At 63.5% G+C, this 25,101-nt stretch carries 22 protein-coding genes and 1 riboswitch; of the genes, 5 read left to right on the forward strand and 17 right to left on the reverse strand.

Annotation, left to right across the window (positions count from 1 at the left end):
* A partial coding sequence (locus Q0K23_RS02645) for a sodium/proton-translocating pyrophosphatase (RefSeq protein WP_294517543.1) occupies nt 1-1,399 on the reverse strand: 1,399 nt, incomplete at its 3' end.
* Nucleotides 1,400-1,925: 526 nt separating this feature from the next.
* Between Q0K23_RS02645 and Q0K23_RS02650 the strand changes: the two genes are divergently transcribed.
* A complete protein-coding gene (locus Q0K23_RS02650) occupies nt 1,926-3,167 on the forward strand; it encodes an FMN-binding protein (RefSeq protein WP_294517546.1) in 1,242 nt (413 codons plus the stop codon).
* A gap of 72 nt (nt 3,168-3,239) precedes the next feature.
* On the opposite strand, the gene Q0K23_RS02655 is transcribed toward Q0K23_RS02650, so the two are convergent.
* From Q0K23_RS02655 to trkA, 3 genes are read right to left on the reverse strand one after another with little or no spacing between them, the layout of a single operon-like run.
* The gene (locus Q0K23_RS02655) at nt 3,240-3,845 is read right to left on the reverse strand and encodes a TetR/AcrR family transcriptional regulator (protein WP_294517548.1); all 606 of its coding nucleotides are present in this window, start codon (nt 3,843-3,845) and stop codon (nt 3,240-3,242) included.
* A 39-nt stretch (nt 3,846-3,884) separates the two neighbouring features.
* On the reverse strand, nt 3,885-5,330 hold the full coding sequence (locus Q0K23_RS02660) for a TrkH family potassium uptake protein (RefSeq protein ID WP_294517550.1): 1,446 nt from the start codon (nt 5,328-5,330) through the stop codon (nt 3,885-3,887).
* On the reverse strand, nt 5,327-6,727 hold the full coding sequence (gene trkA, locus Q0K23_RS02665) for a Trk system potassium transporter TrkA (RefSeq protein WP_294517552.1): 1,401 nt from the start codon (nt 6,725-6,727) through the stop codon (nt 5,327-5,329). The genes Q0K23_RS02660 and trkA overlap by 4 nt, the downstream gene beginning before the upstream one ends.
* Nucleotides 6,728-7,002: 275 nt before the next feature.
* Here trkA and udp point away from each other — a divergent pair, with 275 nt between their 5' ends.
* Complete coding sequence (gene udp, locus Q0K23_RS02670) at nt 7,003-7,776, forward strand: uridine phosphorylase (RefSeq protein ID WP_294517554.1); 774 nt, start codon at nt 7,003-7,005, stop codon at nt 7,774-7,776.
* Nucleotides 7,777-7,840: 64 nt separating this feature from the next.
* On the opposite strand, the gene Q0K23_RS02675 is transcribed toward udp, so the two are convergent.
* Nucleotides 7,841-9,505, reverse strand: a complete 1,665-nt coding sequence (locus Q0K23_RS02675) for a formate--tetrahydrofolate ligase (protein ID WP_294517557.1) — start codon at nt 9,503-9,505, stop codon at nt 7,841-7,843.
* 70 nt (nt 9,506-9,575) lie between these two features.
* A riboswitch (ZMP/ZTP riboswitch) is annotated at nt 9,576-9,653 on the reverse strand.
* Between the two features lie 380 nt (nt 9,654-10,033).
* Here Q0K23_RS02675 and Q0K23_RS02680 point away from each other — a divergent pair.
* Nucleotides 10,034-11,155 (forward strand): ABC transporter ATP-binding protein, encoded by a 1,122-nt coding sequence (locus tag Q0K23_RS02680; protein ID WP_294517560.1) that lies wholly within the window; start codon nt 10,034-10,036, stop codon nt 11,153-11,155.
* A 117-nt stretch (nt 11,156-11,272) separates the two neighbouring features.
* Here the strand turns inward: Q0K23_RS02680 and Q0K23_RS02685 are convergent, their stop codons facing one another.
* From Q0K23_RS02685 to asnA, 7 genes are all read right to left on the reverse strand, one after another.
* Nucleotides 11,273-12,466 carry an FprA family A-type flavoprotein gene (locus Q0K23_RS02685; protein ID WP_294517562.1) on the reverse strand — a complete coding sequence of 398 codons (1,194 nt, stop codon included), beginning with the start codon at nt 12,464-12,466 and terminating at the stop codon, nt 11,273-11,275.
* Nucleotides 12,467-12,653: 187 nt separating this feature from the next.
* Nucleotides 12,654-13,079 carry a YbaN family protein gene (locus Q0K23_RS02690; protein WP_294517564.1) on the reverse strand — a complete coding sequence of 142 codons (426 nt, stop codon included), beginning with the start codon at nt 13,077-13,079 and terminating at the stop codon, nt 12,654-12,656.
* Nucleotides 13,076-13,420 (reverse strand): nitrous oxide-stimulated promoter family protein, encoded by a 345-nt coding sequence (locus Q0K23_RS02695; RefSeq protein ID WP_294517566.1) that lies wholly within the window; start codon nt 13,418-13,420, stop codon nt 13,076-13,078. The genes Q0K23_RS02690 and Q0K23_RS02695 overlap by 4 nt, the downstream gene beginning before the upstream one ends.
* Nucleotides 13,420-15,090: an amino acid ABC transporter ATP-binding/permease protein gene (locus tag Q0K23_RS02700; protein WP_294517568.1), complete on the reverse strand. Its 1,671-nt coding sequence runs from the start codon at nt 15,088-15,090 to the stop codon at nt 13,420-13,422. Before Q0K23_RS02700 ends, Q0K23_RS02695 begins: the two co-directional genes overlap by 1 nt.
* A complete protein-coding gene (locus Q0K23_RS02705; protein WP_294517570.1) occupies nt 15,087-16,832 on the reverse strand; it encodes an ABC transporter ATP-binding protein/permease in 1,746 nt (581 codons plus the stop codon). The genes Q0K23_RS02700 and Q0K23_RS02705 overlap by 4 nt, the downstream gene beginning before the upstream one ends.
* Before the next feature lie 274 nt (nt 16,833-17,106).
* A complete protein-coding gene (locus Q0K23_RS02710; protein ID WP_294517572.1) occupies nt 17,107-17,895 on the reverse strand; it encodes a TIGR04255 family protein in 789 nt (262 codons plus the stop codon).
* 38 nt (nt 17,896-17,933) lie between these two features.
* Nucleotides 17,934-18,947 carry an aspartate--ammonia ligase gene (gene asnA, locus Q0K23_RS02715; RefSeq protein ID WP_294517574.1) on the reverse strand — a complete coding sequence of 338 codons (1,014 nt, stop codon included), beginning with the start codon at nt 18,945-18,947 and terminating at the stop codon, nt 17,934-17,936.
* A 186-nt stretch (nt 18,948-19,133) separates the two neighbouring features.
* Between asnA and Q0K23_RS02720 the strand changes: the two genes are divergently transcribed.
* Complete coding sequence (locus Q0K23_RS02720; RefSeq protein ID WP_294517576.1) at nt 19,134-20,348, forward strand: NADP-dependent isocitrate dehydrogenase; 1,215 nt, start codon at nt 19,134-19,136, stop codon at nt 20,346-20,348.
* Between the two features lie 46 nt (nt 20,349-20,394).
* On the opposite strand, the gene Q0K23_RS02725 is transcribed toward Q0K23_RS02720, so the two are convergent.
* On the reverse strand, nt 20,395-21,837 hold the full coding sequence (locus tag Q0K23_RS02725) for a hypothetical protein (RefSeq protein WP_294517578.1): 1,443 nt from the start codon (nt 21,835-21,837) through the stop codon (nt 20,395-20,397).
* Complete coding sequence (locus Q0K23_RS02730) at nt 21,824-22,303, reverse strand: sigma-70 family RNA polymerase sigma factor (protein ID WP_294517580.1); 480 nt, start codon at nt 22,301-22,303, stop codon at nt 21,824-21,826. Before Q0K23_RS02730 ends, Q0K23_RS02725 begins: the two co-directional genes overlap by 14 nt.
* 121 nt (nt 22,304-22,424) lie before the next feature.
* On the opposite strand from Q0K23_RS02730, the gene rbr reads away from it, so the two are divergent.
* Nucleotides 22,425-23,030 carry a rubrerythrin gene (rbr, locus tag Q0K23_RS02735; protein ID WP_294517583.1) on the forward strand — a complete coding sequence of 202 codons (606 nt, stop codon included), beginning with the start codon at nt 22,425-22,427 and terminating at the stop codon, nt 23,028-23,030.
* 48 nt (nt 23,031-23,078) lie between these two features.
* Here the strand turns inward: rbr and Q0K23_RS02740 are convergent, their stop codons facing one another.
* The 3 genes from Q0K23_RS02740 to Q0K23_RS02750 are packed head-to-tail and all read right to left on the reverse strand — an operon-like array spanning nt 23,079 to nt 25,099.
* On the reverse strand, nt 23,079-23,648 hold the full coding sequence (locus Q0K23_RS02740) for an HD family hydrolase (protein ID WP_294517585.1): 570 nt from the start codon (nt 23,646-23,648) through the stop codon (nt 23,079-23,081).
* Nucleotide 23,649: 1 nt separating this feature from the next.
* Entirely contained in the window at nt 23,650-24,507 is an 858-nt protein-coding gene (locus tag Q0K23_RS02745) for an aldo/keto reductase (protein WP_294517588.1), read from the reverse strand.
* 52 nt (nt 24,508-24,559) lie between these two features.
* Complete coding sequence (locus Q0K23_RS02750; RefSeq protein ID WP_294517591.1) at nt 24,560-25,099, reverse strand: phosphohydrolase; 540 nt, start codon at nt 25,097-25,099, stop codon at nt 24,560-24,562.
* Nucleotides 25,100-25,101: the final 2 nt, after the last annotated feature.

Here is a 25,101-nt window from a genome sequence, read left to right on the forward strand (position 1 = left end):
CGCCCAGGCCGCTCATCTCGGCGATGCCGCCGGCGTTGTCGGCCACGGGGCCGTAGGCGTCGGTGGCCAGGGTGATGCCCAGGGTGGACAGCATGCCCACGGCGGCGATGCCGATGCCGTACAGGCCCTTGGAGAAGAGCAGCTCATACTCGCCGGAGGCGGTGGACAGGGTGCCGCCGGCGGCCAGGAAGGAGACGATGATGGCGATGCCGATGATCACGATGGGGGCGGCGGTGGACTTCATGCCCAGGGAGATGCCGCCGATGATGGTGGTGGCGGCGCCGGTCTCGGTGGAGTCGGCCAGGTTCTGAGTGGGCTTATAGGTGTCGGAGGTGTAGTACTCGGTGAAGTAGCCGATGGCGCAGCCGCCCACCAGGCCCGCCAGAATGGCGATGTAGGGGCCCCAGGAGCCCATGAGCCAGTAGGTGAGGGGGGCGGCCACCACGGCGGCCAGGATGGCGGCGGTATAGGTACCCTTGCGGAGGGTGGCCAGCAGGGAGCGCTGGTCGGCGTTCTCCTTGGTGCGGACCAGGAAGGAGCCGATGACCGAACACACCACGCCCACAACGGCCACCAGCAGGGGCAGCAGCATGGCGTTCCAGGTCAGGTTGCCGCCGGCATAGGCGGCGGCACCCAGGGCAAAGGTGGCCAGGATGGAGCCCACGTAGGACTCGTACAGGTCGGCGCCCATGCCGGCCACATCGCCCACATTGTCGCCCACGTTGTCGGCGATGGTGGCGGGGTTGCGGGGGTCGTCCTCAGGGATGCCGGCCTCAACCTTGCCCACCAGGTCGGCGCCCACGTCGGCGGCCTTGGTGAAGATGCCGCCGCCCACACGGGCGAACAGGGCCATAAAGGAGGCGCCCATGCCGAACATGACCATGGTGGAGGCGATCTGAGCGGCCTCAAAGTGGGCGATATACTTCAGGATGTGGAACCAGACGGAGATATCAAACAGGCCCAGGCCCACCACGGTGAAGCCCATGACCGCGCCGGAGGAGAAGGCCACGTTCAGGCCCCGGTTCAGGCTCTCGTGGGCGGCGTTGGCGGTGCGGGCATTGGAGCTGGTGGCGATCTTCATGCCGATGAAGCCGGCCAGGGCGGAGTAGATGCCGCCGGTGAGGAAGGCAAAGGGGATGAACCAGTTGTCCAGCAGGTTGAACCAGCGCAGGACCAGCAGGATGACAAACACCACGATGAAGATCTTGGCCACAGTGGTGTACTGCCGCTTCAGGTAGGCGTTGGCGCCCTTGCGGATGGAGGCGGCGATCTTCTTCATCAGATCGGTGCCCTCGGAGAAGCGGAGCACCTTCCGAGCCTGAAAGACGGCGAAGAGCAGCGCTATGGCAGCGCCCAGCAGGCCCAGCCAGAAGAGATTCTGTACGTCCAAATTTCCCACTCCTTTACATAATAGGAAGACTGAAGAAAAAATAATATTTTACTTAAGCGAGAGAAAACACCGTTTGGCTCAGCCTTCCCTTTGCTGATGGCACCTTAATCTTACCATAATCATCTCATTTTGCAAGGAGTTCTTTACAAAAACAGAGGGCGGTCAGTGCGCTTTCGATAAAATCAATAAATTTATAAGGATGCATGATAAAAATTATGATGATTTTGCCCAAACAGAACCGGGGGCTTATAAAACAGAAAAAATGACAGAGCGGGAGACAGATCGTTTGCGTAAAAAATAAAAAGGAGTGGTCAAAAATGGGTAAAAAACTGTGGAATCTCACAACTTAGATAAAATTTTGACAAAAAGCAGGGCGGAAAAAAAGAAAATTACATGTTTTCAATGATAAAGTGCTGAAAAATTTAAATTTTAGAAAATTTCCAGGGAAAAGAGCCCTTGCAGAAACCAGATTGGCGTGCTATGATTGCCACAAATTAGTACAATAGTACTAGATGAATGAAAGGGGCATTCTATTATGAATAAGAAATGGATTTCTGCCTGTGCCGCCGCCGCGCTGCTGCTGAGCACTGCGGCCTGCAGCACGCCTGCGACCGAGGAGAGCACCCAGCCCTCCGCCAGCAGCTCCGCCGCCCAGAGCGAGACCCTGACCGGCAAGGGCAAGGGCTTCGGCGGCGTCATCACCGCCACCCTGACCGTGGAGAACGGCGTCATCACCGCCGCCAGCTTTGACGGTCCCGACGAGACCCCCGATGTGGGCGGCGCCGCCCTGGAGACGCTGGCGGAGCAGGTCGTGGCAGCCAACGGCGCCGAGATCGACGGCGTGTCCGGCGCCACCTACACCAGCGACGGCTGCCGCGCCGCCGTGCTCAACGCCCTGGACCCGGAGGCCAATCCCTTTGAGGCCGAGAGCGGCGACGAGGGCGGGGAGACGGCCTCCTATCCCACCGGCGCCGAGCCTGTGGAGATCCCCAGCGACCGCAAGATCGTCAGCGCCACCACCTACGGCATCTACACCAAGGACGTGACCTCTGCCCAGGACTGCGTCATCAAGGCCACCCTCTACTGGGACCTGGACAACAACCAGGCCTATGCCGTGCAGTTCTATGAGCCCATGCTCCCCTGGGACGACAACGGTGCCGCTTCTGGCTGGGGCAACATGACCGACGAGGCGGTGATCTCCGCCCTGGGTGAGGACGGTCTGGTCACCTTCACCTCCGGCGACACCACCTGTAACTTTGCCAAGTACATCCAGATCGGCGACGTGGTGTGGACCGGCGAGCTGGGCAGCGACCCCGCCTGCGAGGTGGCTGTGGTCTACTCCGCCGACATCGACGGCCAGACCGTGAAGATGAACGACTATGTGGCCACCGAGGAGGGCGGCAAGTGGTACGTGGACGCCTCCGCCCAGCCTGCCTACATCCTCAAGAGCGCCCAGAGCGTCACCAGCGCCGACGATGAGAACGTGGCCATGACCTACCAGATCACCGCCAAGGAGACCAACGGCCACGGCACCGACTTCTGGCCCAGCCCCATCACCTTCCCCGGCAACATGCAGGCCATCAAGGACTTTGTGCTGGAGAACGGCTTTGACTACGACTACTATGCCGACGGCGGCATGACCCAGAACGACGAGGGCTACTGGCAGACCCCCGACGCGGTCTCCGGCGCCACCCTGTCCGAGACACCCACCTACCTGGACATGCTCAAGACCCTCTACGAGCGCATCCAGAACGGCGACTACGTGGAAGAGAACTAAGCAGCATAAAAAAAGCCTGGGGCAGTTCACAACTGTGAACTGCCCCAGGCTTTTTTGTCCGTAATACAGGGCTCATTCCGCCGGAATACGTCCCAGGGCGGCGTATTCCGCCCTGCCGGCAGGGGTGAGATAGGGCATCAGGACGGCCCACTGGGCCGCCAGCATCTCCGATACGGAGATACCATGCGATGAGGGCCAGGTGGCGTTGTGCTGGGCCCAGCCGGTGTGGCTGAGCATGAGCAGGCAGGTTATCTGATCCAGCAGGGGGCCGGACAGCTCGGGCACGAACAGGCCCAGCCCGGTGCAGCTCCCAATGGCGTCCCGCAGGATGTTGAACAGCTCCATCACATTGGCGACATGCCGCGCCTGAAGAGAGGGGACAGAGCTGTACAGCGCCGGGTCGTTGAAGTAGAAGGGCGTCTCCAGGAAGGACTCCAGCATCCGCTCCAGCAGCCGGTTCAGGCCGGGCAGCCCCGGGACGGGGGCGGCGGGCAGGGTGTCCAGCTCGTCGTCCATAATGGCCTCCATGAGCAGCTCCTTCTGGGGGTAGTGGTAGGTCAGGTTGCCCACGCTGATGTCCAGGGCGTCGGCGATGTTGCGCATGGATACGGCCCGGTATCCCCGCGCGTTGAAGAGCTCCCGGGCGGTCTTCCGGATCAGCTCCTTGGTGGTTTTCATGGCGTTACCTCCGGAGATCGATCTGCTGGGATGGAGCGCTCAGGACCGGCTCCAGGCGCTCTTGCTGAACAGGACCAGGATGGGGAGCAGCTCCAGCCGGCCGATGATCATGCACAGGGTGAGCACCAGTTTGGACAGGGCGGAGAAGGCGGAGTAGTTGCCCATGGGCCCCACAGTCTCCAGGCCGGGGCCCACGTTGCCGATGCAGGAGACCACAGCGGTAAAGGTGGTGCCGAAGGAGAAATTGTCCAGGGCCACCACCAGCCCGGCGGTCAGAACAATCAGCATGTACGCGGCAAAGAACAGCAGGATGGAGCGCAGGGTGTCCTCGGGCACCACCTTGCCGTCCAGCTTGACCACGTTGACGGAGCGGGGGTGGATGACCTGGTTGATCTCCCGGCGGATGCACTTGAAGAGCACCAGCACCCGGGAACACTTCAGCGCGCCGCCGGTGGAGCCGGCGCAGGCGCCGATGAACATGAGAATGACCATCAGGAAGCGGGAGAACTCCGGCCACAGGTTAAAGTCCACACTGGAGAAGCCGGTGGTGGAGATGATGGAGGACACCTGGAAGGCGGCGGCCCGCACCGTATCCCCCAGGGAGGTGAAATACCCCTGGGTGAACCACAGGTTGCCCGTGATCAGCAGGATGCTCACTGCCACCACGCCCAGGAAGAACCGGAACTCATCGCTGTGGAGGGCCTGGCGGATCTTTCCGCACAGGATGAGGAAGTAGAGCGTGAAGTTGATGGAGAAGAGCAGCATGAAAATGGTGATGACGACCTCAGCGGCGGGGTTGCCATAGGCGCCGATGGAGGTGTTGCGCACCGAGAAGCCGCCCGTACCGGCCACGGCGAAGGCGTTGACAATGCAGTCGTACCACGCCATACCGGTGAGGCGGAGGCAGAGGATCTGGATGGCGGTCAGGCCGCAGTAGATGCCGTAGAGGATCTTGGAGGACTGGCTGGTCTTGGGTACCAGCTTGCTCACCACGGGGCCGGGGCTCTCCGCCTTCATCAGGTGGAGGGTGCGGCTGCCCAGGGAGGGCATCAGGGCGATGGTGAGGATGAGCACGCCCATGCCGCCCAGCCAGTGGGTAAAGGAGCGCCAGAACAGGATGCCCCTGGGCAGATTCTCCACCACCGGGAGGATGGACGCGCCGGTGGTGGTAAAGCCGGAGGCCGCCTCAAACAGGCAGTCCACATAGCTGGGGAAGTACCCCGAGAACCAGAAGGGCAGGGCGCCGAAGGCGGAGATGAGCACCCAGATCAGGCCCACGGCGAAAAAGCCCTCCCGGGGGAAGAAGTGGTTGGAGGCGGGGAGGGCGGATAAAATACCGCCCACCGCCAGCAGAATGGCGATGGTGAAAAGGAAGGGCAGGGGGGACTCCCTATAGATCAGGGATACCAGCAGGGGCAGCAGCATGCAGCAGGCCTCCACCAGGAGGGTCCTGCCGGTGATGCGGAAGACCAGCTTGAAATTCACAGCCCCGTTCCCCCTATGACGCCGGCATCCAGCAGAGATTCGTCGAAGATGTCGTTGACGTCCAGAATGCCCTCGTCCCGGGACACGATGATGACCGTGTCCCCCTGCTCCATACGGGTGGAGCCCTCAGGGATGATGATGCGGCCCTGATGGATGATGACCGCGATGAGGATGCCCTTTTTCAGCCGCAGGTCCTTCAGAGGGGTGCTCAGGTGGCGGGTGGTCTGGTTGACCACAAACTCCATGGCCTCCACCTTTCCCTCGGCGATGCGGTACAGGGCGGTCATCACGCTGCCCTTGGAGTTCTCCATACCCCGCACCACCTGGAGGATCTGGTTGGCGGTGATGAGCTTGGGGGAGATGACGCTGTCCAGGCCCACGGCCCGGGCGATGCCGGCGTAGTTCTGGCGGTTGGACTTGGCCACCACCTTGGAGATGCCCCGCTGCATGGCATAGAGGGAGATGATCAGGTTGTCCTCGTCCCGGTCGGTGAGGGCCACAAAGGCATCGGCGGAGGCCACGTTTTCCGACTCCAGCAGCTCCTGGTCCGTACCGTCGCCGCAGATGATCATGGTGTGGGGGAGCAGCTCGCTCAGCTCCCGGCAGCGGTCCATGTTCCGCTCCACCACCTTGACGTGGAGGCCCATGCCCTCCATCAGGGTGGTGAGGTAGTGGGAGATACGCCCGCCGCCCACCACAAACACATCCTTGATCTTGGGGGCGTACCGGCCCAGCAGCTTGAAGAACTGGGTCATGCCGGCGGGCTGGCCGATGAGGTAGAGCTTGTCGCCTGCGGTGGGGACGTAGGAGCCGTCGGGGATGATGCTCTGGTCGCCCCGCTCCGCGGCGCAGAACAGGATGGGCAGGGCCTTGACCTGACGGCTGAGCTCGGACAGGGGGTGGCCGCAGATGAAGTCGTCCGCCTGGACCCGGAAGCCGATGAGTTCCACCCGGCCCCGGTAGAAGGTCTCCAGGTTGGCCGCGGAGGGGAACCGGAGCAGCCGGGCGATCTCCACGGCGGTGGCGTTCTCCGGGTTGATGACCATGTCGATGCCCACCACCTTCTTCAGCGTGGGCAGCTCCACGGCGTACTCCACGTTGCGCACCCGGGCGATGGTGTACTTGGTGCCCAGGCGCTTGGCGGTGAGGCAGCAGATCATGTTGATCTCGTCCAGGTTGGTGGCGGCGATGAGGATGTCGGCGCTTTCCGCGCCCGCCTCCCGCAGGGTGGCAATGGAAGCGCCGTTGCCCTTGACGCACATGACATCCAGCGCGTCGGAGGCCCGCTTCAGGGCATCGTCCCGGGTGTCGATGATGGTGACGTCGTGGTCCTCACGGGACAGGTGTTCCGCCAGGGTGAAGCCCACCTTTCCGTCGCCTACAATGATAATCTTCACACACACTCTCTCCTATTTACTTTACATGTTGTATAACATGGCACAGGACACACGCCGCGTAAACGGCGGGTAACTACCATCATATTAGCGCAATTCAGGCCAGCCGTAAAGGGCGAGCAGGCATTTTGGTTGAAAAAAGGGGAAATTTACCTGACAGACACGAAAAAGAGCGGAGCAGGCCGGGCGGGAAAATAGACAACTGGGGTTGCAGAGAGGGAGGAAGAGCAGCTATAATGAATAAAAAAAGACAGAAATAATATTATGAGGTGAGCAATATGCACGAACATGAACTGCAGTTCCACATCCAGTGCAAGGCCGGGGACGTGGGCCGGTATGTGCTGCTGCCCGGCGATCCGGGCCGCTGCGAGATCATTGCCTCCTATTTCGACAACCCGGTGAAGATCCAGTCCAACCGGGAGTACACCACCTATACCGGGACCCTGCTGGGGGAGAAGGTTTCGGTCTGCTCCACCGGCATCGGCGGCCCCTCCGCCGTCATCGCCATGGAGGAGCTGACCAAGATCGGCGCCGACACCTTTGTCCGGGTGGGTACCTGCGGAGGCATCAAGCTGGACGTGAAGGCCGGCGACGTGGTCATCGCCACCGGTGCCATCCGCCACGAGGGCGCCAGCCGGGAGTATGCCCCCATCGAGTTCCCCGCCGTGGCCGACTATGAGGTGCTCACCGCGCTGGTGGACTCCGCCAGGGACCTGGGCCACGTGTGGCACGCCGGTGTGGTCCAGTGCAAGGACTCCTTCTACGGCCAGCACGACCCCGGCCGTATGCCCGTGTCCTATGAGCTCCAGGCCAAGTGGGAGGCATGGAAGCGGCTGGGCGTCCTGGCCTCCGAGATGGAGTCCGCGGCCCTGTTCTGCTGCGCCTCCGCCCTGGGGGTGCGGTGCGGCTCCGCCTTCCACGTCATCTGGAACCAGGAGCGGGACGCCGCCGGCCTGCCCCAGGACGAGAGCCACGACGTGTCCTCCGCCGTCCGGGTGGGCGTGGAGGCCATCAAGCGCCTCATTCAGGCCGACCGGGCCAGAAAGGGCTGAAACTGAGCAAAAGAGAGCCGTCCGCATACAGCGGACGGCTCTCTTTATATAATGTGGATATGGCTCAGAACAGGCCAGTGATCTTTCCGTTTTCGTCCACGTCGATGTTCTCAGCGGCGGGAACCTTGGGCAGCCCAGGCATGGTCATGATGTCCCCGGTGAGGGCCACCAGGAAGCCGGCGCCGGCGGCCACCTTCAGGTTGCGCACAGTGATGCGGAAGCCGCGGGGCGCGCCCAGCAGGGCGGCGTCGTCAGAGAAGGAGTACTGAGTCTTGGCCATGCAGATGGGCAGCTTGTCGTAGCCAAGACTGGTGAGCTGCTTGAGCTGCTTGCGGGCGTTGGAGGTCAGGTCCACGCCGTCGGCCCGGTAGATCTTGCGGGCGATGGCGTCCAGCTTCTCCTCGATGGAGCTGTCCGTGTCGTAGCAGAAGCGGAAGTCGGCGGGGGTCTCGCACAGGCGCATGACCTCCCTGGCCAGCGCCTCGCCGCCTTCGCCGCCCTTGGCCCACACCTCGCTGAGGGCCACGTTGACGCCCAGAGCCTTGCACTTCTCCTCCACCAGGGCCAGCTCGGCCTCAGTGTCGGTGGGGAAGCGGTTGATGGCCACCACGCAGGGCAGGCCGTAGACCTGGGTGATGTTCTCAACGTGCTGGAGCAGGTTGGGCAGGCCCTTTTCCAGGGCGGACAGGTTCTCAGTGCCCAGCTCGTTCTTGGCCGCGCCGCCGTGGTGCTTCAGGGCCCGGACCGTGGCCACCACCACCACGGCGGAGGGGGTCAGGCCGCCGTAGCGGCACTTGATGTCCAGGAACTTCTCAGCGCCCAGGTCGGCGCCGAAGCCGGCCTCGGTCACCGTGTAGTCGCCCAGCCGGAGGGCGGCGTCGGTGGCGGTGATGGAGTTACAGCCGTGGGCGATGTTGGCAAAGGGACCGCCGTGGATGAGGGCGGGGGTGTGCTCCAGGGTCTGGACCAGGTTGGGCTTGATGGCGTCCTTCAGCAGGGCGGTCATGGCGCCGTCCGCCTTCAGGTCGTGGGCGGTGACGGGCCTGTCGTCCCGGGTGTAGGCCACCACCATGCGGCCCAGCCGCTCCTTCAGGTCCTTCAGGCCGGTGGCCAGGCAAAGCACCGCCATGACCTCGCTGGCCACGGTGATGTCGAACCCGTCCTCACGGGGCACGCCGTTGACCTTGCCGCCCAGACCGCAGACGATGTTGCGCAGCTGGCGGTCGTTCATGTCCACACAGCGCTTCCAGGTGATCTTGCGCACGTCGATGTCCAGGGCGTTGCCCTGCTGGATGTGGTTGTCCAGCATGGCGGAGAGCAGGTTGTTGGCCGCGCCGATGGCGTGGAAATCGCCGGTGAAGTGGAGGTTGATGTCCTCCATGGGCACCACCTGGGCATAGCCGCCGCCGGCAGCGCCGCCCTTGATGCCGAACACCGGGCCCAGGGAGGGCTCCCGCAGGGCCAGCACGGCCTTCTTGCCCAGCCGGTGGAGCGCGTCGGCCAGACCCACGCTGGTGGTGGTCTTGCCCTCGCCGGCGGGGGTGGGGTTGATGGCGGTGACCAGGATCAGCCGCCCCTTCCGGGGCAGGGCGCTGAGGGCCGCCGGGTCCAGCTTGGCCTTGTAGCGGCCGTAGGGCTCCAGGATCTCCTGGCTGACGCCCAGCTCCTCCGCCACCTGGGTGATGGGCAGCATGGTGCACGCCTGGGCGATCTCAATATCGGTTTTCATCTGTAACCGCGCCTCCTTAAAGTCGGTTTTCCTGTTTTGGGGATGCAAAAAGGGCACACCGCGCGAAAGCGCAGCGTGCCCAGACGGTCGGCTCATGTCCGCTATACTCCATGTGGTCAACCCACTTCCGTCAGTCATATAGCGCACTGTCAGGATACCAGAGAACCGGGCCGCTGTCAAGGGAAGGTGGCTTTCAGGCGGAGACAAAAAGGACAGAAATGGTATTATGCCCAAAAACAAGCCAAAAAATTTGGCCGTTTTATCGAGATTGCCTGTCAGAAATTTTTGTGCTAAACTATCTACGATCAGGCCGGAATGAGGCCTGCATATTTAATCAGGCGAGGCGGGGCTACTCCAATTTTAAATATTTAATTTAATATAGGCCCGTCTCCCCGTAAAAAAGGAGGAGACCAAAATCCGCCGGGCCGGCGGTGCGGCAGTGTGGAGACCTGTCGTAAAGCATGCGGGGTTTCGCCCCCCGAATGCAAGGCTGTATTTGCGGAGGCATTGCAGTCACGGCCTGTGTACATGGCAACTTTGAGCCTGAAGAACGTCAAGAAGATCTACGACAAGAACGTGGTGGCAGTCCACGACTTCAACCTGGAGATCGCGGACAAGGAATTCATCGTCCTGGTCGGCCCCTCCGGCTGCGGCAAGTCCACCACCCTGCGTATGATCGCCGGTCTGGAGGATATCTCCGAGGGCGATCTGTACATCGGCGACCGCCGCGTCAACGACGTGGAGCCCAAGGACCGCGATATCGCCATGGTCTTCCAGAACTACGCGCTCTATCCCCACATGACCGTGTACGAAAATATGGCCTTCGCCCTCAAGCTGCGCAAGATGCCCAAGGACGAGATCGACCGCCGCGTCCGTGAGGCCGCTGAGATCCTGGACATCACCCAGTACCTGGAGCGTAAGCCCAAGGCTCTGTCCGGCGGCCAGCGCCAGCGTGTGGCCATCGGCCGCGCCATCGTCCGTGAGCCCCAGGTGTTCCTGATGGACGAGCCTCTGTCCAACCTGGACGCCAAGCTGCGCAACCAGATGCGCGCCGAGATCATCAAACTCCGCCAGCGCATCGACACCACCTTCATCTATGTTACCCACGACCAGACCGAGGCTATGACCCTGGGCGACCGTATTGTCATCATGAAGGACGGTTACATCCAGCAGATCGGCACGCCTCAGCAGGTCTTCGACCACCCCGCCAACGTGTTCGTGGCCGGCTTTATCGGCACGCCTCAGATGAACTTCTTTGACGCCAAGCTGATCAAGGACGGCAACGGCTACTATGTGGACTATGCCGGCACCCGGGTCAACCTGGCCAAGAACATCCAGGAGGGTCTGGCCGCCAAGGGCCTGGGCTCCATGGACGTGATCCTGGGCTGCCGTCCCGAGCACCTGATCCTGAAGCCCTCCGCCGGTGAGGGCACCGTCACCGCCCATGTGGACGTGTCCGAGATGATGGGCAGCGAGGTCCACCTGCACGTGGTGGCCGGCGAGAAGGAGGTCGTGCTCCGCATCCCCTCCACCGACCTGCCCGCCCAGCACCGGGCCGGTATCCCCTTCGGCACCGAGGTGGACTTCACCTTCCCCGAGGCGCTGGTGCACCTCTTCGACCCCTCCACCGAGAAGAACCTGCTGGGTTAATCACACGATTCAAACGCCGCCGGCATTTGCCGGCGGCGTTTTCTGCTCTGAGGAAAAGAACGACCGGAACCGCCTCGGCAGCTCCGGTCGTTGTTTTTGTTCTGAAGGGAAGAAGGCTCAGCCCAGCTTGGCGGCGGCCTCCTTGGCCAGGGCGGTCACGGCGTCCAGGTCGGCCTGGGAGGGGGTGAAGGTGCAGCGGAAGGCGGTGTCGGGCACGCTGAAGCGCAGCTGGGCCAGACGGGTGCGCAGCATCTCGGGGCCCTCGCCGCTCCAGCCGTAGGAGCCGAACACAAAGGCGGGCTTCTTGGCGCAGTTGATGGCGTCGATGGAGGTGAGCACGTCCCAGATGGGCTTGGGAGCGTCCCGGTTGATGGTGGGCGCGCCCACGGCCAGCAGGTCGCACTCATTGGCCAGGGCGGCGCTCTCGCTCAGAGGCGTGGTGCTCACGTCCCGCAGCTCCACCCGCAGGCCGGCCTCCCGGAGGGCGGCGGCGGCGGTATTGGCCAGCGTGGCGGTGCAGCCGTAGGCGGAGCAGTAGAGCACGGCGGCCATCTTCTCAGGCTTGGCGGCAGGGGTGCTCCACTGGCGGTAGAGGCCTTCGATCTCGCCGATGCGGTCGGTGAGGCAGGGGCCGTGGCTGGGGCAGACGATAGCGGGGTTGAGAGGCTCAATCTTGTCCAGGCCGGCCAGCACGTGGGGCTTGAAGGGCCCGAAGATGCAGTTGTAGTAGTGGGCCACCATATCCAGATAGGCCTTCTGGTCGTGGATGTTGCGGTCCAGCATGGTGGGCTCGCAGTAGTGGGCGCCCAGGAAGTCGCAGGTAAAGAGTACCTTGTCCTGGGGGCACCAGCTGAACATGGAGTCGGCCCAGTGGAGCATGGCGGAGGGCATAAACTCCAGGGTGCGGCCGCCGCCCAGGTCCACGCTGTCGCCCTGCTTCACCACCCGGCAGGGCAGGGCGGCGTTGTTGGTGATGTCCGCCAGGTGCTTCTTGCCGGCGGCAGTGCACAGAATGGTCAGGTTGGGGCAGGCCGCCAGCAGCTTGGCCACGCTGCCCGAGTGGTCGGGCTCGTTGTGGTTCATGACCAGATAGTCGATCTTCTCCAGAGGGAGCACCTGCTCGATGTTGGAGCGGTACTCGTCCCAGTAGTCGGCGTGGACGGTCTCCACCAGCACGTTCTTCTCGCCGGTGAGCAGATAGGCGTTGTAGCTGGTGCCGTAGGGGGCGGGCATGATGATGTCGAAAATGCGCAGGCCGGGATTCAGCACACCCACAGAGTAGAGGTGCTCGGCCAGCTGAATGGTACCCATAGCAATCGCTCCTTTTTTATCTGGGGCGGCGTGCAGCAATCTTCGGGCCGCCCAATTTTATCTCATAAAAAGTATAAGGAGGACCACAAAAGAAGTCAATCGGAAAACCATATAAAACAGTAGGAAAAATGGGAAGGATTCTCAACCGAATTTCCCAATGCCGGGCTGTCAGGGACAAAACGTCCCGTTACGCGGCGGCGTCCTCGTCCTGCCACAGGTCCTCGTCCCGGTCCTCCACGGCCTGGACGGCGGGGATGGTGGGGATGCCGAAGATGAAGTACAGGATGTGGCACACCCACACGATGGCCAGGATGATCCGGCCCACCGGCACCCGGCCCATCATGGCAAAGCCGAAGGCCATGGTCAGGGTGACCACCGCCATGATCCGCAGCTTGGTGGACCGGGTCATGCCCTTGCCCCGGACAAAGCTCTCCAGATTGTTTTTGTAGAGCTTTGTGGAGGTGAACCAGTTGTGGAGCTTCTCCGAGCTGCGGGCAAAGCAGAAGGCGGAGAGCATCAGAAAAGGAAATGCAGGCAGCAGGGGCAGGGCAGCCCCCAGGGCCCCCAGGCCCAGGCCGATACAGCCCAGAATGATGTACAGAACCTTTTTCATGCCAGTTCCTCCAGTCGTCGTTTTTCCCGCCTGGTCTCCATCATGTGCCGGATGGCGGCCATGGGGTGGACCAGGAGCATCCGGGGCCCGGAAAAGCGCATCACGTCCCGGATCTTCTCCCGCATCTCCGGCCTGTAGCAGTGGACTTTGCAGTTGGAGCAGAAGGTCTTGGTCTCCATAAAGGGGCAGCGGTCGCTCCGCTGCTGGGCGTAGGCCGCCAGGGCGGCGCAGTCGGGACAAAGGCCGCTTCGCGTGCCGTGCTTCTTCCGGCAGTAGAGGGCGATCATCTCGTTTACCATGGCCTTTTCCCGCTGCCGCTTGGCCTGGATGTCGGTCCCCATCAGCTCAGCCTCCCGTTGGCCACCCGGCACACCCGGTGGGCGATGCCCATGGTGGACGCCCGGTGGGACACCAGCACCACGGTCCGGTTTCCCTGCTCCTCTTTCAGAGCCTTGAGGATCACCGCCTCGTTCAGGCTGTCCAGGTTGCTGGTGGGCTCGTCCAGCAGCAGCAGGGGCGCGCCGTGGAGAAAGGCACGGGCCAGACCCAGCCGCTGCCGCTCGCCGCCGGACAGGGTGTCTCCCAGCTCACCCACCGGGGTGTCGTATCCCTTGGGCAGAGAGAGGATGAAGTCGTGGACCGACGCCTTGCGGCAGGCGTCCTCCAGCTCCTCCCGGGTGGCGTCCGGTTTGGCGATGCGCAGGTTGTTGGCGATGCTGTCGTGGAACAGGTGGGTGTCCTGGGTCACCAGGGCCTCCATCCGCCGCAGATCGGCGGTGTTGATATCCTTCACATCGGTATTGGACAGCTTCACAGAACCCCGGTTCACGTCCCAGAACCGCATGAGCAGCCGCAGCAGGGTGGATTTTCCGCTGCCGCTGGGGCCGATGATGCCCAGAATCTCCCCCTTCTTCACGTCAAGACTCAGGTCGGAGAGGATGGTCTCATCACCATAGGAGAAGGAAATTTGCTCACAGCTGCCGCCGGAGAAGGACACAGGGGCCTTGCCTTCCACCTCCTCCACCAGGGGGGCCTCGTCCAGCAGGTCCAGCACCCGGCCGCCAGCCGCCAGGGTGTTCTGGAGGGTGCTGCCCAGGTTGGCCAGGGCCACCACCGGGCCGAAGGAGCTCATGAGGGCCACCAGGGGGATGAGCACCCCGTCAAAACCCACCAGCCCGGCCTGGAACAGCAGGGCGGCAGTCAGGAGCATGGCCAGGTCGAAAAAGAGGATCACCGTGTTGGTCAGAGCCATGCCGTGGGCGGCGGCGTCCTTCAGCTTCTGCTCGGTGTCCGAGAGGGCAGCGGTCCGCTGGTCCAGCTCCTCCAGGCGCTGCGTGCCCCGGCGGTACTGGAGGATTTCACGCAGACCCCGCAGGCTGTCCAGCACAAAGCCGCTGAGTGCCCCCGCACCGGCCCGGAACTGCCTCCCCGCGTCCCTGGTGCTCCGAGAGATGAGGAAGGGAAGCACCAGCCCGACAGTCACATAGGCCATGGCGGCCACCACACCCAGCAGGGGGTGGAAGGAGCCGATGAACACCGCCATGAGCACCGACATGATGAGGGCGATGGCGGCGGGGGAGATGGTGTGGGCGTAAAAGACCTCCAGCAGCTCGATGTCCGAGGTGATGAGGGCGATCAGGTCGCCCCGGTCCCTGCCCTCCAGCTTGGCGGGGCACAGGCGGCGCAGGGCGCCGAAGACCTTGTCCCGCACCAGGGCCAGCAGCTTGAAGGCGATGAAGTGGTTGCAGGCCTGCTCGCCGTACCGCAGGAAGCCCCGCAGCACGGCAGCCAGCACCAGGAAGTGGAACAGCAGGATGAAGGACATGGGGGCCTCCAGCCCCAGCACATCCAGCATGGCCCAGCCGCCCAGCACGGTGATGGCGGTGGCGCACAGGAACCCGGCCACGCCCAGGGCCACGGCCAGCACCATAAAGGGCAGCAGCGGCCCCACCAGTACAATCAGCCGGGCCATAATGCCCAGGCCGCTCCGGTTTGTGTTTTTCGGGGTCATACCGCTTCCTCCTCTTCGTATATTCCGATGTTCTCCAACGCCTGCTGGCTCTCCCACAGGTCCTTGTAGTGTCCGCCCTGGGAGAGCAGGGCGGCGTGGGTGCCCACGCCCGCCAGCCGTCCGCCGTCCATGACGTAGATGCGGTGGGCGGCGGTGACGTTGGCCAGCCGGTGGGTGATAAGTACCACCGTCTTCTCCCGGCTCAGGAGCCTGATCTGCTCCATGATGTCGTTCTCGCTGTCCGGGTCGATGTTGGAGGTGGCCTCGTCAAAGATGTACACCGGGCTGTCGTGGAGCAGGGCCCGGGCCAGGGCCAGCCGCTGCCGCTGTCCGCCGGACAGGTTGGCGCCCTGGCTCTCCAGGGCCAGGTCCAGGCCGCCCTCGCTGCGGAGGAAGCCGGCCAGGTTGGCCCGCTCCAGGGCGGCCCACAGGTCGCTGTCACTGGCGTCCGGCCTGGCCATCCGCAGGTTCTCCCGGACGGTGCCCCGGAAAATCCAGCTGTTAAAGCCCACGTAGGTCACCGCTCTGGTGAGAGCATCGCTGGACAGGGTGTTCAAATTTGCACCGCCCAGGGTCACCTCGCCGGCGTACCCGTGCAGGCGGCCGGAGAGGATGGCGGCCACGGTGCTCTTGCCGCAGCCGCTCTCGCCCACAATGGCGGTGCAGCTGTTGGGCGGGAACTCCATATCCAGCCCGTGGAGCACCTCGCGGTCCGCCTCATAGGAGAAGCGGAGCCCACGGCAGCGTAGGCCGCCCTTTGGGGCATCCTCCACCGTGCCGGAGGCCTCCTCCGGCAGGTCCAGCAGGGCGAAGATCCGGTCGCTGGCGGCCATGCCGTTCATGGCCACGTGGAAGAAGGAACCCAGCTGCCGCATGGGAAGGAAGAACTCGGCGGAGAGCAGCAGGATGGCAAAGCACCCGGCAAAGCCCACCTTGCGGGTCCACAGCTCCACCACGGCCAGGGCGATGCCCAGGGCCGCGCCGCCGTAGGCCACCAGGTCCATGATGGTGATGGAGTTGAGCTGCATGGTGAGCACCTTCATGGTGATGCGGCGGAAGGACTCGGCCTCCTTGTTCATCTCCTCGTGGCGGGCCTGGTCGGCCTGGTAGATCTTCAGGGTGGTCAGGCCCTGGAGGTTCTCCAGAAAGGTGTCCCCCAGGGCGGCGTACTGGCCCCAGTATTTGCCCAGCAGCCGCTTGGCAATGGTCTGCACCGCGGCGATGGACATGGGGATGAGGGGCACACACACCAGCAGGGCCGCAGCTGCCTTCAGGCTCACCGGGGCGAGCAGAAGGAAGAGGGTAATGGGGGCCAGCATGCTGTAAAAGAACTGGGGCAGGTAGCCGCCGAAGTAGGTCTCCAGCTGCTCCACGCCCTCAGTGGACAGCTGTACCGCCTCGGCGGTGGAACACTTCTGGCTGTAGGCCGGGCCCAGACGCAGAAGCTTTTCGTAGATCCTGCGGCGGAGCGCCTGCTTCACCGCCTTGGAGGCCCGGAAGCTCATCCGGCCCGCCCCCACGGCGCACAGCCACCGCACCACTGCGGTCAGCACCACCACACCTGTGGCAGCTGGCAGGCCCCAGGAGGGCAGGCTATCGCTGAGCAGGCCCTGAAGCACCCAGGCGAAGGAAAAGATCATGGCCGCGTTGCTGGCCATACCCAGCCACTGGAAGGCCACGTTTCCCGCGATATACCGCTTGCTCTCGGGTACAATCCCGATGAGCCGTCCGTTGATCATCATGGCAGAGGGAGTCTCCTTTCAAATATTAGCGTAAGCTAACTCGTGGGCAAAAAGAAAAGAAGCGGTCTGCTTCCTGAAAATAAGTGGTTAGTTTTATCTAACATATGGAAGTTTACAAAAGCTAACCGGTTTTGTCAACCAGAAAATTGAGGGAGAACCATTTTTGCCATAAATGTCAATTTGGAAAGAAACTATGTTTTAACATTGGATCAAAAGAAAAGATAAAAAATGCCCGCCGGCGTGATACCGGCGGGCGGGAAGAGCGGGGAGAAACTCAGACCAGGGGCTGAGCGCCCATGGCGGTGTGGAGCTCGGAGGTGAGGGCGCCCCGGAAGAGGCGCACCGCGTGGTAGTGCAGGTCCTCCAGGCCGGAGGCCACCTGGTCGGGGGCGGTGTTCCCGGTGACGGAGAAGTCGCCGTCCAGGATGAACTTGACCTCCGGGTCCTTCTTGGCGCCGCCCAGAAGGCCGGGGCCGGCGTGGACCTTCATCTGGCGGTTCTCCTCCAGGGACATGTTTACCTCCAGGGAGCACTTGCCGATCTTGGACTCGTCCACGTCGGGCTCGGCCATGACGCCCAGAAAGGCGGGCTGGATCAGGTCGGACCAGGGGGTGCCCTCCAGGCCCAGAGCACGGCGGGAGAAGGCGTTGACGTACCGCAGGCCCACCCGCTCAAAGAAGGTGGGGTGGTAGATCTGGATGAACTGGGCCAGGGGACGGTCCAGCCGCTGGGCGAAGTCCTCCCAGCGCTGGTAGCGCAGGGTGGACAGGGCGATGAAGTTCTGGGTCAGATTCAGCTTCCACAGGCCGTCCTCGGAGATAAAGTTGTAGTTGGTGATGGGCTCGGGCTGCACCAGCTTGGGCGCGCCGTCCACCAGGGTCATCCTGGGCGCCGGGCGCTCCTGGGCCTTGTTGAATCTGGGGAACTCCTGCCGGATGGCCTCCTGGAAGTCCACCGGGGCCTTGGCGCCGATGGAGAGAATGGCGGGGAACCGCAGCTGGCAGATGACCTCCACCAGGGGGCTGCGGACATACTGATACCGGTCATAGTGAGAGAAAAGCATAGTACCGCTCCTTTGATAATCTCTGCCGGAAGAGAGGGTTAGAGAAGAATAACGCCGGCGTTCTCACAGGCATGGATGGTCTCGTCGTCCCACACGCTGGCCTGGACCTCGCCGATGTGGGCCTTGCCCAGCAGCAGCATGCACAGCCGGGACTGGCCGATGCCGCCGCCGATGGTGAGGGGCAGCTTGCCCTCCAGCAGCATCTTGTGGAAGGGCAGGTTCCGCCGGTCGTCGCACCCGGCGATGGTGAGCTGCTTGTCCAGGGACTCGGGGGAGACCCGGATACCCATGGAGGACACCTCAAAGGCCCGCTCCAGCACCGGGTTCCACACCAGAATGTCGCCGTTGAGGGACCAGTCGTCGTAGTCGGGGGCGCGGCCGTCGTGGGGCTTGCCCGACTTCAGCGCGCCGCCGATGCCCATGAGGAAGGTGGTGGGGTGGTCCTTTACCCAGGCGTCCTCCCGCTCCTTGGGGGTCAGGCCGGGCCAGCGGTCCTCCAGCTCCTGGGTGGTGACAAAGCACACATCAGGGCTGATGAGGGGCAGGGCGGTGAGCTGGGGGAACATGGAGCGGAGGGTGGACTGGGTCTTGCACAGGCAGGCCACAATGGTGCGCACCGTGGCCTGGAGGTACTCCACCGTCCGGTCCCGGGGGGCGATGACCTTCTCCCAGTCCCACTGGTCCACATAGACCGAGTGGAGGTTGTCGGGCTGCTCATCCCGGCGGATGGCGTTCATGTCGGTGTACAGGCCCTCGCCCACGGAGAACTGGTAGCGGTACAGGGCCATGCGCTTCCATTTGGCCAGGGAGTGGACCACCTGGGCGTCCCGTCCGGCGGCGGGGATGTCAAAGGACACGGGCCGCTCCACGCCGTTGAGGTCGTCGTTCAGGCCGGTGCTGGCCTCCACGAACAGGGGGGCGGACACACGGCGCAGATGGAGGGCGCCGCCCAGCGTGTCCTCAAACAGGCGCTTGAGGATGGCGATGGCCTTCTGGGTATCGTACAGGTTGAGACAGGGGGCATAGCCCTGGGGAATGTAGGTTTTTTCCATGGTTGTGTACTCCTCTGCGGCAAAAATCCGCGTAATAAGATATTATATTATATAGCAAACAGCATGGAAAATCAAGGCGGCAGCGGGGGACGGCGGGGAAAGACTTTTGCGGATCTACCTTGCGAAGAGGGGGAAAAAAGGATATAATGTCTCAAACGCGGTATCGCGGTAAAGGAGTGAAGCCTGATGGAGAAAATCAAGATGACCACCCCTCTGGTGGAGATGGACGGGGACGAGATGACCCGCGTCCTGTGGCAGCAGATCAAGGACGAGCTGCTGCTGCCCTATATTGACCTGAAGACCGAGTATTACGACCTGGGCCTGCCCGAGCGGGAGAAGACCAGGGACCAGGTGACCATCGACTCCGCCGAGGCCACCAAGAAGTACGGCGTGGCCGTCAAGTGCGCCACCATCACCCCCAACGCCCAGCGGGTGGAGGAGTACAAGCTCACCGAGATGTGGAAGTCCCCCAACGGCACCATCCGCGCCATCCTGGACGGCACCGTGTTCCGCGCCCCCATCATGGTCAAGGGCATCTCCCCCGTGGTCAAGACCTGGAAGGAGCCCATCACCATCGCCCGTCACGCCTACGGCGATGTGTATAAGGGCACTGAGTACCGGGTGCCCGGCCCCGGCAAGGCTGAGCTGGTGTTCACCGACGAGAGCGGCAAGGAGCAGTTCCGCCAGACGGTGTACGACTTCGAGTGCGCCGGCGTGCTCCAGGGGCAGTACAACAAGGACAGCTCCATCTCCTCCTTTGCCCGCTCCTGCTTCCAGTACGCCATCGACACCAAGCAGGACCTGTGGTTCGCCACCAAGGACACCATCTCCAAGAAGTACGACCACACCTTCAAAGACATCTTCCAGGAGATCTACGACGCCGAGTACAAGGCCAAGTTCGAGGAACTGGGCATCACCTACTTCTACACCCTCATCGACGACGCGGTGGCCCGGGTTGTCCGCTCCAAGGGCGGCTTCATCTGGGCCTGCAAGAACTACGACGGCGACGTGATGAGCGACATGGTGTCCACCGCCTTTGGTTCCTTGGCCATGATGACCTCCGTGCTGGTGAGCCCCGACGGCAAGTACGAGTACGAGGCCGCCCACGGCACCGTTACCCGCCACTACTACAAGTACCTGAAGGGGGAGGAGACCTCCACCAACCCGGTGGCCACCCTCTTCGCCTGGTCCGGCGCCCTCCGCAAGCGGGGCGAGCTGGACGGCAACGCCGACCTGATGACCTTCGCCGACAAGCTGGAGGCCGCCACCATCGCCACCATCGAGGGCGGCGTGATGACCAAGGATCTGGTGGGCCTGTGGGAGGGCGAGACCCCCGCCAAGGGCGTCACCTCCCTGGAGTTCCTCCGGGCCATCAAGGCCAATCTGGAGAAGAGCCTGTAAAATAGCAAGAGCCCCGCGGCAGCCAGTCCGCGGGGCTCTTGTCCTGTTATGTCAGCGGGATGGTCTCTCCGTTGAGGGTTACCGATTCCACCAGCGACAGATCAATGGGCTCGTCGAACTCCCACATCACCCAGCCCACCCGCTGGCTCCATACCTCGTCGCAGTAGGCAGGGGTGAGGGTCGTACCGTCGGAGAGCGAGACGGTGAGGGACAGCTCTGAGCCGGTGAGCTGACAGGGGTATTCCTGCCCATCGGGTGTGGAGAAGTCGGTGCAAATGCTGAGGGGAGAGACGGTCACCCGGTCCAGTTGGGCATCCCAATCCCGGCCGTAGGGCAGTTCCCCGTTCCGGGTATAGGGGAATACCAGTATCTCCGCCGGAACGGCGGTCCGCTGTTCCACGGCCTCCACAGGGACAGTGACCTCCCAGTTTCCCTCAATCCGTCCACCGGCCACAGAGTAGTGGGTGCGGAGCGCCAGAAGATTCAGATATGGCAGGGTATCCTCTGTCAGACTGGGCAGGCACACATCCCAGCCCCCCTCCACAGCGGTCCACACTGCGTCCCCCACGCCTTGGCTGGGCCAGCGGTTGGGGGCCTCCGGGTCATAGAGGTAGTATTCAACGCTGAAAATCGGTTGATCGGCGTATTCCGACGCATCGGCGGAGGAGACCTTCTCACTCTGGGCAAGGCGGATGTGGTAGCATCCGTCTGCGGCAAAGCCCATGGAGGAGATGAAGACATCCGGCTGGTCGGATTCCGCTACGGGACTCAATGTGGCGCCGGGAAGCTGCTCATCCCCTACCATGAGCAGGGGCGTCTGGCCCGGCAGGAGCACGGTCACACCGCTTTCCAGCGTGGTGCTCTCCAGGGTGGAAGAGGGTACATCCGTGCCCTCCAGCGCCACGCGGGCCGACCGTTCCCCGGGGAGAAGATAGGTCATATTCAGCTTTGCGCGGGTGGGCGGCTCCTGGGAGAGCTCATCGGTGCCCCGGCTGTACACCAGAGTGGCCAGATGCCGCTCCGGGTCGTAGTCCAGCACCTTCAGTCCGCTTCCGCCGTTGCCCCAGCTGAACGTCCCGCCGGTCTCCAGGGAGAGGAGCAGGTCGCAGGAGGTGTCTTCACGAAAGAGTTCTCCGGTCAGATCCTCCATGGTGAAGTAGAGCCGGGTGACGCGGCTGTCTGCCAGAGCGGCCTGTACCTCTATGCGGATGCCCTGGTCCTCGCAGGAGCCCAGCACCTCGGTGGCGTAGGGGGCCCGAGACCCCAGATCCTCCTGAATGATTTTCCACAGGGTGGGTCCTGCCGCCGCGGCGGCGATCACCAGCGCGGCGCACACGGCCAGGGCGGCCACGGCCCTGCGCGGCAGACCGGGGCGGCGGACGGGGGCGGTATGTTCCGCCGACCGGAGCACCTGCTCCCGCATGTCCGCACGGAAGCGCAGGCCGTCCAAAGCCCGGTTCAGGGACTGCGCCATGTCATGCTTCTTCATAATACCACTCCTTCAGCATAGGCTTGAGCCTCTCTCTGGCCCGCATGAGACGGACCGACACGGTTCCGGTGGGAAGGTGGAGCATCTGGGCGATTTCCGGCGTGGAAAAGCCCTGATAGTAGTGAAGCACCACAATCTCCCGGTACTTTTTCGGCAGGGACAGCACGGCGCGGAGCACAGTGCCGTCTTCCGCCTGCTGCTCCGGCGCAGCCAGCTCCCCCAGTGCCTCCCAGTCCACCCGGCGTCTGCGCCAGGGGGAGCGGAGCTGGTGGCGGCACACGTTGACGGCAATGCTGGTCAGCCAGGTTTTGACCGCCGCCCGCCCGTCAAAGCGGTCCCAGCTCTGCCAGGCCCGGAGAAAGGTCTCCTGGGCGGCGTCCTCGGCGGCGGCACGATCCCGCAGGATGAGAAAGCACAGCCGCAGAATACAGTCCCCATGCTCCGCCATGGTCTGCTCCAAATCCATCTGCCTCATCTCCTTTCCTCTGCCTATCAGAGCCGTGAGCCGCCGGTTTTGTTTCAGCTGCCGCATAAAAATATTCCGGCAGGGCATCCTCTCCATATCCATGATAAGGGAGGCACTGCCCATGTCCGTTTCATTTGACAAGAGCCAGACCAGAGAAAACCTGATGCGCGCCTTTGCCGGAGAGAGCCAGGCCCGCAACCGCTACACCTTTGCTGCCGGCCTGGCAGAGAAGAACGACCTCCAGGTGCTCCAGGGAGTCTTTCTCTTCACCGCCGGCCAGGAGGAGCAGCACGCCAAGGTGTACTACGACCTGCTGGAGCAGCTGTCGGGTCAGACCGTCAAGGTGGACGGCACCTATCCGGTGGATCTCTTCCCCGATGTGCTCAGCCATCTCCGGGCCGCCCGGCGCAATGAGTACCAGGAGTTTGAGCACGATTACACCGGTTTTGCCAAGGTGGCCAAGGAGGAGGGTTTCCCCGAGATTTCCCACATTTTCTCCTCCATCGCCAGGGTGGAAAAGAGCCATGGCGACCGCTTCGGCGCCTTTGCCGACCTGCTGGAGCAGGGCAAACTCTTTGTCAGCGACGTGGAGTGCCGCTGGATGTGTCTCAACTGCGGCCACGTGGTGGAGGGGACCATGGCCCCGGCGGCCTGTCCCGTGTGCAAGCACCCCCAGGGCTACTTTATCCGCTGGGAGATGGCTCCCTGGGGTGTGCCGCTGAAGTGACAAAAATGCGGAGGCGTCTCAGACGAGACGCCTCCGCTTGGCGTTTTATCAGGTCATTGTGCTGTCGGCGATTTTTTCGTCCGTGTCTGCAATCAGCTGCTCCCGCAGGGCCTTTAGAAAGGGAAAGGGGGCGGCGTCCTCCACGCCGTAGGTGCGGTTGAGCTCGAACTCCAGGGGAATCCAGGTGTCCAGCGGGGCCTCGTTGTGCTGGAGCACCGCCTCCATCCGGTCCAGAGCCTTGAACACCCGGGCTTCGGGGGTCGTCCTGGCCTCCATCTCGGCAAACAGGGCGGAAAACTCGTCCGAGAGAGGGCGGGGCAGGGCGGCCGCCAGGCTGTCCACAGCCCTGGCCTCGGTGTGCCGGTGGTCGTCGGTCTTTTCAAAGGCGGGGATGTCGCCGGTGATGGCCTCCCCCAGGTCGTGGATGAGGCACATCTTCAGCACCTTGTCCATATCCACGCCGGGGAGCTGGTCCTTCATCAGAAAGGCCATCAGGGCCAGCCGCCAGGAGTGCTCGGCCACCGACTCATGCCGCCCGCTGGAGGTGTAGGAGTGGCGGGTGTTGCACTTGAGGTGCTCGGCGATGTGGAGAAAATCAAGCAGTTCTTTGGGTTCCATGTTATGTTACCTCCTGGGGCCGCACTCTGGGCCGGTCGGGATGCTCCCCGGACCAGCCAGCCTGGGGCATGGCCCGCAGCGCCGCCATCTCCTCCTCGGTCAGGGCGAAGGAGAACAGGTCCAGGTTCTCCGCCATCCGCTCCGGGCTGGAGGACTTGGGCAGGGGGAGCACGCCCTGCTGAAGGGCAAAGCGCAGGCAGATTTGGGCGGGGGACACGCCGTGGACCTGCGCCAGTTGGGAGAGCAGAGGATGGCCCGCCAGCCGGTTCCGGCCCAGGGGGCTCCAGGCCTCCACCAGGATGTTGTGGGCCTGGCAGAAGGCCGCCGCCTCCGCCTGGATGTAGCCCGGGTGGAACTCCAATTGGTCCACCATGGGGGCCACGTTGGCCCAGGCCAGAAGGGGCTCCAGGTGGTGGGGCAGGAAGTTGCTCACCCCGATGGCACGCACCTGGCCGGACTCATACAGCCGCTCCAGCGCCCGCCAGGTCTCCCGGTCCAACCCGGCCCAGTCCGCCAGCTCCAGGTCCGGCCTGGGCCAGTGGATGAGGTAGAGGTCCAGATAGCCGGTGCCCAGCCGCTCCAGCGTGGCGTCAAAGGCCCGGAGGGCGGCGTCATAGCCCATCTCGGTCTTCCACAGCTTGGAGGTGAGAAAGAAGTCCTCCCGGGGCAGGCCGCTCTCCGCCACGGCACGGCCCAGGGCGGCCTCAGTGCCGTAGAAGGAGGCGGTATCAAAGTGGCGGTACCCCTGGGCGATGGCGGCGGACAGCACGGCGCCGTCCGCCGTCTTATAGGTGCCGAAGCCCACGGCGGGGACGGACACGCCGTTGGAGAGGACAAATTCTTTCTCGGGACTGCACATAGCGGTGCCCCCTTTCCATTTGGGAAAAGGGTACCACGCCCCGGGGGAGAAGTCAACCGGCCTTTGCGGGGGCGGGCGAGGGCGCATTCTGGGGATATGCCAGCTTGGGGGCGGGGACCCGGCCGCCCCTGGTGAGGAGGGGCACCAGGCCCATCAGCTCGGCCAGCGCACACACCTTGTCCATGCAGCTGACCACCAGGGACTCCCAGCGGCGGTAGAACCGGTTGAGGGGCAGCGGCCACATGTGGGTGGCAATGATGTCCCGCTCGGTATCGTTGAGGACAAAACGGGCCTGGGCGTTTTCCAGGGCGTAGAGCGGGTGGCGGAAGGCGTGGTCAGCGCCGGGGCGGGAGTCGGTCTGCCAGTTGTAGAGGAAAAAGTCGTGGAGCAGGCCGCCCCGGGCGGCGGAGCGGGCGTCCAGCCCCAGAGCCGCGCAGACGCGGAAGCTGGAGTAGGCCACCAGACAGCAGTGGTCATAGGTGCTCACCCCCTTGGCGTGCTGGGGGAAAAAGCGCATGGACTGCACGTCAGGGTGGGACTCCAGGTCGGCCACGCAGGCCAGGTACTGAGCGGTATATTTGAAATTCCACATGG

The sequence above is a fragment of the uncultured Pseudoflavonifractor sp. genome (assembly GCF_944387275.1).
Lineage (GTDB): Bacteria > Bacillota > Clostridia > Oscillospirales > Oscillospiraceae > Pseudoflavonifractor > Pseudoflavonifractor intestinihominis.

Coding starts and splice junctions, on each gene's coding strand:
- Q0K23_RS02700 (WP_294517568.1), bottom strand. CDS start 15,090: ATGACCCCGAAAAACACAAACCGGAGCGGCCTGGGCATTATGGCCCGG.
- Q0K23_RS02710 (WP_294517572.1), bottom strand. CDS start 17,895: ATGCTTTTCTCTCACTATGACCGGTATCAGTATGTCCGCAGCCCCCTG.
- Q0K23_RS02695 (WP_294517566.1), bottom strand. CDS start 13,420: ATGGGGACCGACATCCAGGCCAAGCGGCAGCGGGAAAAGGCCATGGTA.
- Q0K23_RS02740 (WP_294517585.1), bottom strand. CDS start 23,648: ATGGAACCCAAAGAACTGCTTGATTTTCTCCACATCGCCGAGCACCTC.
- Q0K23_RS02655 (WP_294517548.1), bottom strand. CDS start 3,845: ATGAAAACCACCAAGGAGCTGATCCGGAAGACCGCCCGGGAGCTCTTC.
- Q0K23_RS02675 (WP_294517557.1), bottom strand. CDS start 9,505: ATGAAAACCGATATTGAGATCGCCCAGGCGTGCACCATGCTGCCCATC.
- Q0K23_RS02680 (WP_294517560.1), top strand. CDS start 10,034: ATGGCAACTTTGAGCCTGAAGAACGTCAAGAAGATCTACGACAAGAAC.
- Q0K23_RS02650 (WP_294517546.1), top strand. CDS start 1,926: ATGAATAAGAAATGGATTTCTGCCTGTGCCGCCGCCGCGCTGCTGCTG.
- Q0K23_RS02690 (WP_294517564.1), bottom strand. CDS start 13,079: ATGAAAAAGGTTCTGTACATCATTCTGGGCTGTATCGGCCTGGGCCTG.
- udp (WP_294517554.1), top strand. CDS start 7,003: ATGCACGAACATGAACTGCAGTTCCACATCCAGTGCAAGGCCGGGGAC.
- Q0K23_RS02745 (WP_294517588.1), bottom strand. CDS start 24,507: ATGTGCAGTCCCGAGAAAGAATTTGTCCTCTCCAACGGCGTGTCCGTC.
- asnA (WP_294517574.1), bottom strand. CDS start 18,947: ATGGAAAAAACCTACATTCCCCAGGGCTATGCCCCCTGTCTCAACCTG.
- Q0K23_RS02705 (WP_294517570.1), bottom strand. CDS start 16,832: ATGATGATCAACGGACGGCTCATCGGGATTGTACCCGAGAGCAAGCGG.
- Q0K23_RS02720 (WP_294517576.1), top strand. CDS start 19,134: ATGGAGAAAATCAAGATGACCACCCCTCTGGTGGAGATGGACGGGGAC.
- Q0K23_RS02725 (WP_294517578.1), bottom strand. CDS start 21,837: ATGAAGAAGCATGACATGGCGCAGTCCCTGAACCGGGCTTTGGACGGC.
- Q0K23_RS02685 (WP_294517562.1), bottom strand. CDS start 12,466: ATGGGTACCATTCAGCTGGCCGAGCACCTCTACTCTGTGGGTGTGCTG.
- Q0K23_RS02730 (WP_294517580.1), bottom strand. CDS start 22,303: ATGGATTTGGAGCAGACCATGGCGGAGCATGGGGACTGTATTCTGCGG.
- rbr (WP_294517583.1), top strand. CDS start 22,425: ATGTCCGTTTCATTTGACAAGAGCCAGACCAGAGAAAACCTGATGCGC.
- Q0K23_RS02750 (WP_294517591.1), bottom strand. CDS start 25,099: ATGTGGAATTTCAAATATACCGCTCAGTACCTGGCCTGCGTGGCCGAC.